The sequence below is a fragment of the Sphingobium amiense genome, from assembly GCF_003967075.1.
Classification (GTDB): domain Bacteria; phylum Pseudomonadota; class Alphaproteobacteria; order Sphingomonadales; family Sphingomonadaceae; genus Sphingobium; species Sphingobium amiense.
Genome location: NZ_AP018664.1, coordinates 671,953 through 684,075 on the forward strand (window position 1 = coordinate 671,953; position 12,123 = coordinate 684,075).

Annotated in this window: 11 protein-coding genes; 10 read left to right on the forward strand and 1 reads right to left on the reverse strand. The window is 65.5% G+C overall.

The genetic code is table 11. From position 1 onward, the window contains the following. Positions 1 to 65: 65 nt before the first annotated feature. Both SAMIE_RS03140 and desA read left to right on the forward strand, forming a co-directional pair. Positions 66 to 776 carry an alpha/beta fold hydrolase gene (locus tag SAMIE_RS03140; RefSeq protein ID WP_066702869.1) on the forward strand — a complete coding sequence of 237 codons (711 nt, stop codon included), beginning with the start codon at positions 66 to 68 and terminating at the stop codon, positions 774 to 776. A 38-nt stretch (positions 777 to 814) separates the two neighbouring features. Further along, positions 815 to 2,218: a syringate O-demethylase gene (gene desA, locus SAMIE_RS03145; RefSeq protein ID WP_066702866.1), complete on the forward strand. Its 1,404-nt coding sequence runs from the start codon at positions 815 to 817 to the stop codon at positions 2,216 to 2,218. A 55-nt stretch (positions 2,219 to 2,273) separates the two neighbouring features. On the opposite strand, the gene sppA is transcribed toward desA, so the two are convergent. Then, positions 2,274 to 4,151 carry a signal peptide peptidase SppA gene (sppA, locus tag SAMIE_RS03150; RefSeq protein WP_066702864.1) on the reverse strand — a complete coding sequence of 626 codons (1,878 nt, stop codon included), beginning with the start codon at positions 4,149 to 4,151 and terminating at the stop codon, positions 2,274 to 2,276. 157 nt (positions 4,152 to 4,308) lie between these two features. On the opposite strand from sppA, the gene gpmA reads away from it, so the two are divergent. The 8 genes from gpmA (at position 4,309) to SAMIE_RS03190 (ending at position 12,086) form a co-directional block, all read left to right on the forward strand. Next, on the forward strand, positions 4,309 to 4,995 hold the full coding sequence (gene gpmA / locus SAMIE_RS03155; protein ID WP_066702900.1) for a 2,3-diphosphoglycerate-dependent phosphoglycerate mutase: 687 nt from the start codon (positions 4,309 to 4,311) through the stop codon (positions 4,993 to 4,995). A gap of 95 nt (positions 4,996 to 5,090) precedes the next feature. Beyond that, entirely contained in the window at positions 5,091 to 5,579 is a 489-nt protein-coding gene (gene purE / locus SAMIE_RS03160) for a 5-(carboxyamino)imidazole ribonucleotide mutase (RefSeq protein WP_066702860.1), read from the forward strand. Between the two features lie 9 nt (positions 5,580 to 5,588). Continuing rightward, positions 5,589 to 6,659: a 5-(carboxyamino)imidazole ribonucleotide synthase gene (locus SAMIE_RS03165; RefSeq protein WP_066702857.1), complete on the forward strand. Its 1,071-nt coding sequence runs from the start codon at positions 5,589 to 5,591 to the stop codon at positions 6,657 to 6,659. Then, entirely contained in the window at positions 6,656 to 7,141 is a 486-nt protein-coding gene (locus SAMIE_RS03170) for a dihydrofolate reductase (protein ID WP_066702855.1), read from the forward strand. The genes SAMIE_RS03165 and SAMIE_RS03170 overlap by 4 nt, the downstream gene beginning before the upstream one ends. A 37-nt stretch (positions 7,142 to 7,178) precedes the next feature. Further along, positions 7,179 to 8,105, forward strand: coding sequence for a riboflavin biosynthesis protein RibF (ribF, locus tag SAMIE_RS03175; RefSeq protein WP_066702853.1), 927 nt, complete (start codon positions 7,179 to 7,181; stop codon positions 8,103 to 8,105). A gap of 42 nt (positions 8,106 to 8,147) precedes the next feature. Further along, a complete protein-coding gene (gene ileS, locus SAMIE_RS03180) occupies positions 8,148 to 11,153 on the forward strand; it encodes an isoleucine--tRNA ligase (protein WP_066702851.1) in 3,006 nt (1,001 codons plus the stop codon). A 4-nt stretch (positions 11,154 to 11,157) separates the two neighbouring features. Next, the gene (lspA, locus tag SAMIE_RS03185; protein ID WP_066702848.1) at positions 11,158 to 11,673 is read left to right on the forward strand and encodes a signal peptidase II; all 516 of its coding nucleotides are present in this window, start codon (positions 11,158 to 11,160) and stop codon (positions 11,671 to 11,673) included. Next, positions 11,670 to 12,086, forward strand: a complete 417-nt coding sequence (locus SAMIE_RS03190; RefSeq protein WP_066702847.1) for a DUF3035 domain-containing protein — start codon at positions 11,670 to 11,672, stop codon at positions 12,084 to 12,086. Before lspA ends, SAMIE_RS03190 begins: the two co-directional genes overlap by 4 nt. Positions 12,087 to 12,123: the final 37 nt, after the last annotated feature.

The window sequence follows — 12,123 nt, forward strand, 5'->3', positions numbered from 1 at the left end:
CGATGCTTTTACCCCTAGCCCGGTGGAATTAATTCGTATAGATGAAATTTCATGAATGAGAAAATATGCTTGTGAGGGATGCCGTTCCAGCGATTCTGCCGGGGCTGATGTGCGATTCGCGCATGTTCGCCGCCGTGCTCGAGCGCTTGCCCGGCGCGGTTGTCATCGACGGCTTCTACGCAGGCTGCGACCGTATCGAGGCGATGGCGGAATATGCGCTTGCGCGCCTGCCCGAACGGATCGCGCTGATCGGTCATTCCATGGGCGCGCGCGTGGCTCTGGAAATCGTCCGCCGTGCGCCCGAGCGGGTGGAACGGCTCGCGCTGGTGGACACGGGCATTCATACAGTCCGGGCCGGTGAGCGTGAAAAGCGCTACGCCCTTTACGAGAAAGGCTGCCGCGAAGGCATGATCGCGCTCGTCGACGAATGGCTGCCGCCTATGGTGGGGGAGGGCGCGCTGCGCGACCCGGCCCTGATCGCGCGGCTTCACGCCATGGCTGTGAGCAGCGGGCTTGCGGTGTTCCGGGCGCAGGTCGAGGCGCTGCTTCACCGCCCCGACCTGTCCGGTCTTCTCCCCACAATCCGCTGCCCGACCTATGCCATTGTCGGACGCGAAGATCTCTGGTCGCCCGTCTCCCAGCATGAGGAGATCGCCGCCGCCATCCCCGGCGCGCAGCTTCGCATCGTCGAAGGCGCGGGGCACATGATGCCCGCGGAACAGCCCGAAGCCTTCAGCGCGGTGCTGGCGCAATGGCTGGCGGCGCCGGCGCAATGACCCGATCCATGCCTTTTCTATCCCAAAGGAGAGTTTGAATGAGTGGCAAGACCCTGCAACAGTTGCTCGACGAAAAGGGCGACATCGTCGAATTTCTGCGCAACCAGCAGACCGGGCCGAATGCCTATCCCGGCGTTCCGGCGGAATATTCCAACTGGCGCGACGAGCAGCGGGCGTGGGCGGAAACCGCGGTTCTGTTCAACCAGAGCTATCACATGGTCGATCTGCTCGTGACTGGTCCCGACGCGTTCGACATGCTCGCCTATCTCGCGCCCAACAGCTTCAAGGGCTTCGTCCCCAACCGCGCCAAGCAGTTCGCGCCGGTCACGCCCGAAGGCTATGTCATCGGCGACGTCATCCTCTTCTATCTGGAAGAGAATAAATTCGAACTCGTCGGTCGCGCGCCTTCTATCGAATGGGTCGAATTTCATGCCGCAAGTGGCAAGTGGAACGTCACGGTCGAGCGCGACGAGCGCACCGCCGCCCGCCCCGAAGCGGAAAAGGGCTATCGCCGCAACTATCGCTTCCAGTTGCAGGGGCCCAACGCCATGCCGATCCTCGAAAAGGCGATGGGCCAGACGCCGCCCGATCTCAAATTCTTCCACATGGCCGAAATCGAAATCGCCGGTGCGAAGGTGCGCGCCCTGCGTCACGGCATGGCAGGTCAGCCGGGCTACGAACTGTTCGGCCCGTGGAAGGATTATGACACCGTCCGCAACGCGCTGATCGAAGCGGGCAAGGACGATGGGCTGACGCTGGTCGGCGGCCGCACCTACAGCTCCAATACGCTGGAGTCGGGCTGGATTCCTTCGCCGCTGCCTGCCGTCTACACCGGCGAAGGCACGCGCGCTTTCAGGGAATGGCTGGGCGCGAAATCCTATGAGGGCATGACGTCGCTCGGCGGCAGCTTCGTGTCCGGCAATATCGAGGATTATTACCTGACCCCGTGGGATCTGGGTTACGGCATCATGGTCAAGTTCGACCATGAGTTCATCGGCCGCGAGGCGCTGGAGAAGATGAAGGACCAGCCGCACCGCCGCAAGGTGACTCTGGCGCTCGACAATGCCGATGTCGTCCGTGTCATGAGTTCGATGCTGACGCAGGGCAGTGACAAGGCGAAGTTCATCGAATTTCCGAGCGCCGTCTACGCCATGCACCCCTATGACACGGTGCTGAAGGACGGAAAGCCCGTGGGCCTCTCCACCTGGATCGGCTATACCGTCAACGCCGGGCGGATGCTGGCACTGGCGATGGTAGACGAATCGGTCGCCGAACCCGGCACCGAAGTGACGCTACTGTGGGGCGAGCCGGACGGCGGCACCACGAAGCCCACGGTCGAACCGCACGTCCAGACCGAAATCAAGGCGATCGTGTCGCCCGCGCCCTATTCGGAAGTGGCGCGCGATGCCTATGCCGACGGCTGGCGCACGCAGGCGGCCTGATCCTCACCTGAGCAGGGCAGAGACGGGGGTGGCGTCGGCCGCCCTCGTTTTCGATTCAGCGCCAGAGCGCTGCAATGGTCGCCATCACCCCTCGCTCGTTGCCGCCCGCACGCGGCGCGCCATAGCCCCGGCATTCCAGGCAGTCGGCCCGCACGCCCGCGCCCGTCACCAGCGCCTTCACGTCCGCGACCGCCTGCACCGCCCACTGCCGCTGCACCCACGCCTGCCGCGCCAGCATGTCGCGGGGCGCGCGCGCATCCTCGCGATCGTAATTGGCCAGCGACTCCAGCCACTGCGCCCATTTGTCGGGCTGCTTCTCGATATAATAGGGGCGGGCGGTCGCGGGATCGACCTTCGCTCGGCGCGCGGCTTCGGCGATGGCGTCGTCCAGGCCGCCGAAGCGGTCGACGAGGCCCAGTTGCCGCGCCGTGCCGCCGTCCCACACGCGCCCCTGCGCGATGGCGTCGATGGCCTGCGGCGTCTTGCGGCGCGACTGCGCGACGAGGCCGACGAAGCGGCGGTAAATATCCTCGACGCCCAGTTGCATGATCCGGTCGAACTCCGGCGTCGTTCCGCCAGCGACATCGGGCTGGCCCGACAGGGGCGTGGTGCGCACGCCGTCCGTCGTGATCCCCATCTTTGCCAGCGTTCCCTCAAAGCTCGGGATGATGCCGAACACCCCGATGGAGCCGGTGATCGTATCCGGCTCGGCGAAGATCAGGTCGGCTGGCGTCGATACCCAGTAGCCGCCGCTCGCCGCGACATTGCCCATCGACACCACGACCGGCAGCCCCTGCGCCTTCGCCTGTAGTATCGCGCTGCGGATCTTCTCCGACGCCATGACCGATCCGCCCGGCGAGTCTACCCGCACCACCAGCGCCTTGAGGTTCCGCTCGCTCAATGCCGTCAGAAGCAGGTCGGAAATCGTGTCGCCCGCCGCCGTTCCCGGCCCGGCTTCGCCATCGACGATGTCTCCCGCCACGGTGAGCACGCCGATCTGCCCGTTATTGGCGGGCTTGCGCGCCTTGACATAGGCGGCAAGGTCGATGGTCGCGAAGTCGCCCGCCTTGTTCGCGGCAGCCTCTCCCGCGAGCGAAGCCGCGCGCGCGCCGAAAGCGCTTTCATCGCCTAATTTGTCGACCAGGCCCGCCGCCAGTGCGGCCTTGGCCATGTCGCCGCCGCTCGCCTGCGCCGCCGCCAGCGGATCGGCGGCGTAGGATGCGATCTTCGCCCTGGGCCGCGCCTTGGCCACATCCTGCTGCCAATCCTCCCACAGCGCATTGGCGAGCGCCTGGTTCGCCTGCTTGGCTTCGGGGGACTGGTCGGCGCGGACGAACGGCTCCACGAAGCTCTTGTAGGTGCCGACGCGATAGACATGGGTGTTGACGCCCAGCTTGTCGATCAGCCCCTTGTAATAGAGGTTAGAGCCGCCGCGCCCCATGATCGCGACGCCGCCCAGCGGATCGCCCCAAACCTCGCTCGCATGCGCCGCCAGTTGATAGCTGTCGTCGGTGTAGAGCGTTGCGAAGGCGAGTACCGGCTTCTTCGCCGCGCGCACCGCGTCCAGCGCCTTGCCCACGCGCGCCAGCGCGACCTGCCCGCCGCCGGTAAAGCCGTCGAGGTTGAGCACCACCGCCTTCACCTTCGCGTCGCCTTTTGCGGCATCGAGCGCGGTGACGATGTCGGACAGCCGATATTCGCGCGCCTCGTTTCCCGATCCGCTCAAAAGTTGCGACGCGCTGATCTCGGTCGGCTGCTCGACGATGCTGCCGTCGAGGTCGAGCAGCAATGCGCCTGCCTGCACCGTCTGGGCGGGCTTGGGCGAATAGGAGAGGGCGGTGTAAAGCGCACCGAAAAACAGCAGCAGGAACAGGAGCACAAGTCCGTCCTTGATCGCGACCAGGATGCGCCAGGCGCCCTTCACAAAAGCCAAATGTTCAGTCCTTCAAAAAGTCAGGCCGCTTCTGGCTATCGCAAGCCTTGTTCGACTGCAATGTGGGGCGGCCCATGCGGGCGACAAGCTTGCGCGCGCGATTTTGCTCGCTATGGGATGCGCATCATTTGCCGCTATCGTGCAGGAGACGCGCCTCATGCCCACACTCGTCCTCATCCGCCATGGCCAGTCCGCCTGGAATCTGGAAAACCGTTTCACCGGCTGGTGGGACGTGGACCTGACCGACAAGGGCGTGGAGGAAGCGCGGGCGGCGGGCCGCCTGATGGCGGAAAAGGGGCTGGATTTCGACCAGTGCTATACCAGCTTCCAGACGCGCGCGATCAAGACGCTCAATCTGGCGCTGGAGGAAATGGGCCGGCTGTGGCTTCCGGTCGAAAAGGACTGGCGTTTGAACGAACGCCATTATGGCGGCCTCACCGGCCTTAACAAGGCGGAGACGGCGGCAAAGCATGGCGACGATCAGGTGAAGGTGTGGCGGCGCAGCTTCGACATTCCGCCGCCGGTGCTGGAGCCGGGCGGCGAGTTCGACCTGACGAAGGACCGCCGCTATGACGGCATCGCCATTCCCTCGACCGAAAGCCTCAAGGACACGATCGCCCGCGTGCTGCCCTATTGGGAGGCGAAGATCGCGCCGGATCTGAAGGCAGGCAAGCGCGTCGTCATTTCCGCGCATGGCAACTCGCTCCGCGCGCTGGTCAAGCATCTGTCTAACATCCCGGACGACGAGATCACCGAACTGGAGATCCCGACCGGCCAGCCCATCGTCTACGATCTGGCGGACGACCTGTCGGCCAAGGACCGCTATTATCTGTCGGAGCGCTGAGGAACGGCAACGGCTGCCCCGCAAAGCACATTGCTCCCCGGCGGTCCCGCCGCTAAGGGGCTTGGCTTTCTGGGCCGCCTGACAGGGGAAAAGGCATGAGCGAGGCAGTCACGGTCGGCATCATCATGGGGTCCCGGTCCGACTGGGAAACGATGCGCCACGCCGCCGAAACGCTCGAAGCGCTGGGCGTGCCGCATGAGTGCAGGGTCGTGTCCGCGCACCGCACGCCCCAGCGCCTCTACGATTATGCGACCGGCGCGGCGGCGCGGGGTCTCAAGGTCATCATCGCGGGCGCTGGCGGCGCGGCGCATCTCCCCGGCATGACCGCATCCATGACGCGCCTGCCGGTGCTGGGCGTTCCCGTGGAATCGAAAGCGCTCAGCGGCATGGATTCGCTCCTGTCCATCGTCCAGATGCCGGGCGGCATTCCGGTCGGCACGCTCGCCATCGGCAAGCCCGGCGCGATCAACGCGGGCCTGATGGCCGCGGCGATCCTTGCGACGAACGACCTTGCGCTGGCGGACCGGCTCGACGCATGGCGCGCGCGCCAGACCGACGCCGTCGCTGAGACGGTCGAGGACTGAGAAGCACGCATGACGAAGATCCCGCCCGGTTCGACCATCGGCATTCTCGGCGGCGGCCAGCTTGGCCGGATGATCGCCATGGCGGCGGCGCAACTGGGCTATCGCACCCATATCTTCGCGCCGGAAGAAAGCGGCCCCGCCGCCGATGTGTCGCCGCGCTGGACTCGCGCCGCCTATGAGGACGCAGCGGCGCTCGCGGCCTTCGCGGACAGCGTCGATGTCGTCACCTACGAATTTGAGAATATCGACCCTTCCGCCGTCGAGACGCTGGCGCATCACGGTCTCGTCCGCCCCGGCGCGCAGGCGTTGCGCGTCGCGCAGGACCGGCTTGCCGAGAAGCGCTTCGTTTGCGATCTGGGCGGCCTGACCGCGCCCTTCGCGCCGGTCGAAAGCCTCGACGATCTCGAAAACGCGATCGACGCCATCGGCAGCCGCGCGATCCTCAAGACCAACCGCATGGGCTATGACGGCAAGGGGCAGGCCCGCCTGTCCGAGCCGGGCGACGCGGTCGGCGCATGGAACGCCATCGGTCGGCAGAGCGCCATCCTCGAAGGCTTCGTCACCTTCGCCGAAGAGTTTTCCGTGATCCTCGCGCGTGGTGCGGATGGCGAAGTGCGCTTCTGGGATTCCTCCGCCAACGTCCATGTCGATGGCATCCTGTCGACTTCCACTATCCCCGCCGGCCCGGCGATTGCGGCGCAGGTCAAACAGGCGCGGGCGCTGGCCCGGAAGGTCGCTGACGCGCTCGGCTATGTCGGCGTCCTTACCTGCGAATTCTTCGCCAGCGCCGAAGGCCCGATCTTCAACGAAATGGCCCCGCGCGTCCATAATAGCGGCCACTGGACCATCGAAGGCGCGGTGACGAACCAGTTCGAAAATCACGTTCGCGCGATCTGCGGCCTGCCGCTGGGCGACACCGGCCTCGCCGCGCCGCGCGTTTACATGCGGAACCTGATCGGCGATCAGGCAGGCGAGTGGCCCGCGATCCTCGCCGACCCGGCCAACCATCTCCACCTCTACGGCAAGCATGAAGCGCGCCCCGGCCGCAAGATGGGGCATGTGACCCGCCTCGGCCTGTGATCGAGATCGTCCTCGTCCTCGCGCGCGCCGACAATGGCGTGATCGGCAGGGACGGCGATCTTCCGTGGCGACTGCCCGCGGATCTCAAACATTTCAAGGCGGTGACGGCGGGGCATCCCATGGTCATGGGCCGCAAGACCTTCGACAGCCTGCCCGGACTCCTGCCCGGGCGCCGCCACATCGTCCTGACCCGCGACAAGGGCTGGCGCGGCGAGGGGGCGGAGGTGGCGCACACCCTCGAAGACGCCCTGCGTATCGCCGATGCGTCGCCTGTGATGGTGATCGGCGGCGCGGAAATCTATCGCCTGTTCCTGCCGCTCGCCCACCGCATCGAACTGACCGAAGTGCATGTCGATGCGGACGGAGACGCCGCCATCGCCCGTCCCGATCCGTCGCAGTGGCGCGAAACCGCCCGCGCCGATCATCCCGCGCAGGACGGCCGCCCCGCCTACAGCTTCGTGACGCTGGAGCGCAAAGCGTGAATTGCCACGCTTCACCGTGCCTCCTATAGGCCGCGCCATGGAGCGGCTTTCCAGCAGCGCCCCGATGCCCGCTGCCCTGCGCGGGAGCGTGATGGCGCTCGGCAATTTCGACGGCTTTCACGCCGGGCATCAGGCGGTCGTAGGCCGGGCCATCGCGCGCGCCCGTGCGGAAGGGCGCCCCGCCATCGTCGCGACGTTCGACCCACACCCCATGCGCCTGTTCCGGCCCGACGCCGCGCCCTTCCGCCTCACTTCGCTCGACCAGCGGCAGGCGCTCTTCGCTGCCGCCGGAGCCGACGCGATGCTGGTGTTCGACTTCACCGCCGAACTCGCCGCGCTGGACCCCGCCCAATATGTCGCCATGCTGCGCGATCATCTGGGCGTGGCGGCCGTAGTGTCGGGGGAGGACTTCACCTTCGGACGCGGGCGTAGCGGCACGGTCGACAGCTTCGCGGCGCTTGGACTGCCCGCCGAACCCGTCGCGCCCGTGTGCGACAGCGAAGGCGTCATATCGTCCAGCCGCATCCGCGACGCGCTCAAGGCAGGCGACTGCGACACCGCCGCCCGGCTGCTGACGCGGCCCTTCACCATCGCGGGCACGGTCCAGCATGGCGACAAGCTGGGCCGCACCATCGGTTTCCCGACCGCCAATATCGACATGGGACCGTATCTCCGGCCCGCCTACGGCATCTATGCGGTGCGCGGCCTGCTGCCTGACGGGCGCGTGCTCGACGGTGCGGCCAATCTCGGCATCCGCCCCAGCTTCGATCCGCCCAAGGAACTGCTGGAGCCGCATTTCTTCGACTTCTCCGAAAGCCTTTACGACGTGGCGGTCGAAGTGCAGATCATCCGCTATCTTCATGCCGAGCTGAAATATGACGGCCTCGACGCGCTGATGGCGGGCATCGAGCGCGACTGCGTGGAGGCACGGCAAATCCTTGCGGGAACGCCCTTCGTCGCCTAATGCCGCGCGATATTCCGCACAAAGCGAAACCGCGCGAGCCTTATGACCGATCAGCCCAGCCAGAAAACCGAAGACTATAAGTCCACCGTCTTCCTGCCCCAGACCGACTTTCCGATGAAGGCGGGCCTCGCGCAGAAGGAGCCGGCAATCGCCGCGCAGTGGGAGGCGATGGATCTTTACGGCAAGCTGCGCGAGAAGCGCGCGGGGCGCGAACGCTTCATCCTGCATGACGGCCCGCCCTACGCCAATGGCGACATCCATATGGGCCATGCGATGAACAAGGTGCTGAAGGACATCATCGTCCGCTCGCAATCCCTGCTCGGCAAGGACGCGCCCTATGTGCCCGGCTGGGACTGTCACGGCCTGCCGATCGAATGGAAGATCGAGGAGGAATATCGCAAGAAGAAGCTGAACAAGGACGAGGTGCCCCCGTCCGAGTTCCGCGCGCAATGCCGCGCCTATGCCGACAAGTGGGTCGATGTGCAGCGCGAGCAGTTCAAGCGGCTCGGCATCATGGGCGACTGGGAAGACCCCTATCTCACCATGAAGTTCGATGCCGAGGCGACCATCGTCGGCGAACTGCTGAAATTCGCGGAAAGCGGCCAGCTCTATCGCGGGGCGAAGCCCGTCATGTGGTCGCCGGTGGAGAAGACGGCACTGGCCGAGGCGGAAGTCGAGTATGAGGATGTGACCTCAACCCAGATCGACGTGGCGTTCGAGATCGTGGAAGCCCCGAACGCGCCTGCACTTCAGACTCTGCTGAAGCAGAGTCATCTTAAAACATATGCAGTAATCTGGACTACGACGCCGTGGACCATCCCAGTCAACCAAGCGCTGGCCTACGGGCCGGACATTGATTACGTCCTGATTCCAAATGGCGGTACGGTAGAGACCTATCTCGTGGCTAAGCCGTTGGCCGATGAGTTTTTAAAGCGCTGTGAGAGAGAAAATCCGGGCCTTCTGTCGCTCCATGAGAGCGAGTGGGAGGTAGTCAAAGGCCATCAACTCGCTGGAGCCGTAGCCCGCCACCCGATCTTCAACCTCCTCCGTCATCCCGGCGAAAGCCGGGATCCCGCTTCTTCTTCCGACCCCGTCCAAGGCAGCGAGACCCCGGATCAAGTCCGGGGTGACGACCGGGAGCGCCAACTCGCCTTCTTCGCCAAGCCACGCCCCTTCCTCCCCGGCGATTTTGTCACGACCGATGCGGGCACCGGCCTCGTCCACATGGCGCCCGACCATGGTGAGGACGACTTCGCGCTGTGCAAGGCGAACGGCATCAACCCCGTCTTCGCGGTCGAGGGCGACGGCAAATATCGCGCCGACTGGGCGTGGCTGGGCGGGCAGGGGAGCGTCATCAACCCGAAGTTCGTCAGCAAGGACGGCCCGATCTGCACCGACCTTCGCGAAGCGGGCGCGCTGCTCGCCGCGTCGGACGATTTCAAGCACAGCTATCCGCATAGCTGGCGGTCGAAGGCGAAGATCATCTACCGCTGCACCCCGCAATGGTTCATCCCCATGGATCAACCGCAGCAGGGAGCCATTACCGATATGGACGGCGGCGTCATGCCCACGCCCCTCATCGCCTCCAACGGTCCTACCCTGCGCGAAGTCGCGCTCGACGCCATCGCCCACACCCGCTGGGTGCCGGAGCGTTCGACCAACCGCATCCGCTCGATGGTGGAGGGCCGCCCGGACTGGGTGATCTCCCGCCAGCGCGCATGGGGCGTCCCGATCGCGCTCTATGTCCATCGCAAGAGCGGCGACTATCTCGTTGATCCTGCTGTCAATGCCCGCATCGTCGAGGCGTTCAGGGCGGGCGGCGCTGACGCATGGTTCGGCGCGGATCATGCAAGCCTGCTCGGCCCCGATTACGACCTTGCCGACTATGAAGTCGTCAACGACATTCTCGACGTCTGGTTCGATTCCGGCTCGACCCACAGCTTCGTGGTCGAGGGGCGCTATGGCGAAGGCACCCGCGCGGACCTCTATATCGAAGGGTCGGACCAGCATCGCGGCTGGTTCCAGTCCTCGCTGCTCGAAAGCTGCGGCACGCGGGGCCAGGCGCCCTACAAGGCCGTCCTGACCCACGGCTTCGCGCTCGACGGATCGGGCAAGAAAATGTCCAAGAGCCTTGGCAATGTGGTCGATCCGCTCAAGATCATGGGCGAAAGCGGCGCGGACATTTTGCGCGTCTGGGTCGCCAGCACCGACTATTTCGACGATGTGCGCATCGGCAAGGAAGTGCTCGCCGGATCGTCCGACGCCTACCGGAAATTGCGCAATACTTTCCGATATATGCTGGGTGCTCTTTCCGACTATGATGAAGAGGTCGAAGCGGTCTCCTACGCGGAGATGCCCGAGCTGGAGCGCTACATGCTCCACCGCCTTGCGCAGCTCGACGCGGAACTGCGCGCCGTGGTGGACAAGGAGAAGGGCAGCGAAAGCTGGCTGGAATTCAGCCGCTATACCCGCGCGATCTTCGATTTCGCCAACAGCGACCTCAGCGCCTTCTTCTTCGACATCCGCAAGGATTGCCTCTACTGCGACGCGAAGAGCGATCCCAAGCGCCGCGCCTATCGCACGCTGCTCGACACGCTGTTCCACGCGCTTGTCCGCTACGTCGCGCCGATCATTCCCTTCACCGCTGAGGAAGTGTGGCAAAGCCGATTCCCAAATAGCGAAGATAGCGTCCATTTCCTCGAATGGCCCGAAGTCGACCCCCGCTGGATCGACACCCATCTCGACGACAAATGGACCGAACTCCGCTATCAGCGCGAGCAGGTGAATGAAGCGATCGAGCCCTACCGCCGCGAAAAGCTGATCCGATCCAGCCTGGAAGCCGACGTCACCATGGGCGAATTGCTGCCCAGCGACGGTGTGAACTTCGCCGAAGTCGCCATCGTGGCGCGGGTCGAAATGGGCGTCGGCGACGGTATCGTCGTCAAACCGAGCGACTGGCACAAATGCGGCCGCTGCTGGCGCCTGCTGCCCGAAATCACGCAGGACGGCGCGCTGTGCGACCGGTGCGACAGCGTGCTGAAGGGCTGATCCGATGGCCGCCCCGATCAATCACCGCCCGCTTGGCCTCACCGTCTCCATCGTGACGCTGGCGCTCGACCAACTTGTCAAATACACCGTCACCTATCCGCTCGCGCTGCAAAGCCGGGGGGATGAGGGGATCGACATCCTGCCCATCTTCCGCCTGCGCTGGCTGGAAAACCGGGGCGTGTCGATGGGCTTCTTCCACGCCGACACCGATGTGATGCGCTGGGCGCTGGTCGGCATGACCGTGCTGATCGCCGGGTTCGTCGCCGTGTGGATGTGGCGGGAACGCGCGCGGCAGGATGTCGCCGCGCTCGGCCTCGTGCTGGGTGGCGCCATCGGCAACATCATCGACCGGATGCGGCTCGGCTATGTCATCGACTATGCCGACCTGCATTTCGGCGAATGGCGGCCTTTCCTCATTTTCAACCTGGCGGACGCCGCCATCACCATCGGCGTGCTGATCCTGCTTGCACGGGCGCTGCTGCTGCGCGACAAGGGCGCAAAGACGGAGACTTTGAAGTGAAGCGTAATCTGATCCTTGCCGCCGGCCTTGTTGCATCTCTGTCGGCCTGCGGTGGCGGCGGCGGGCTGTTCAACCGTGACCGCCCCGACGAATTCGCCGTCTCGCGCGCGGCGCCGCTGGTGATCCCGCCCGATTTCGCGCTCGTGCCCCCCGCACCGGGCACGCCCGCTGCCGCCTCGGTCGATTCGCGCACGGAAGCGATGCAGGCGATGTTCGGCGGCCCGGCCCAGCGCAGCGCTGCGGAATCCGCGACGCTGAGCGCCGCCGGTCGCGCCAACGCCGCTGCGGGCATCCGCTCGCAGGCGGGCGATCCGGGCACGCAGGTTGTGGACAAGGGCGCGACCACGCGCGACATCATCGCCGCGCCGGAAGGCGACGGGCAGAACGCCCGCGCCGCCGTTCCCCAGCAATAAGGTCGAGTGAGGCGAGGGGCGTCGCCCCTCGCGCCGC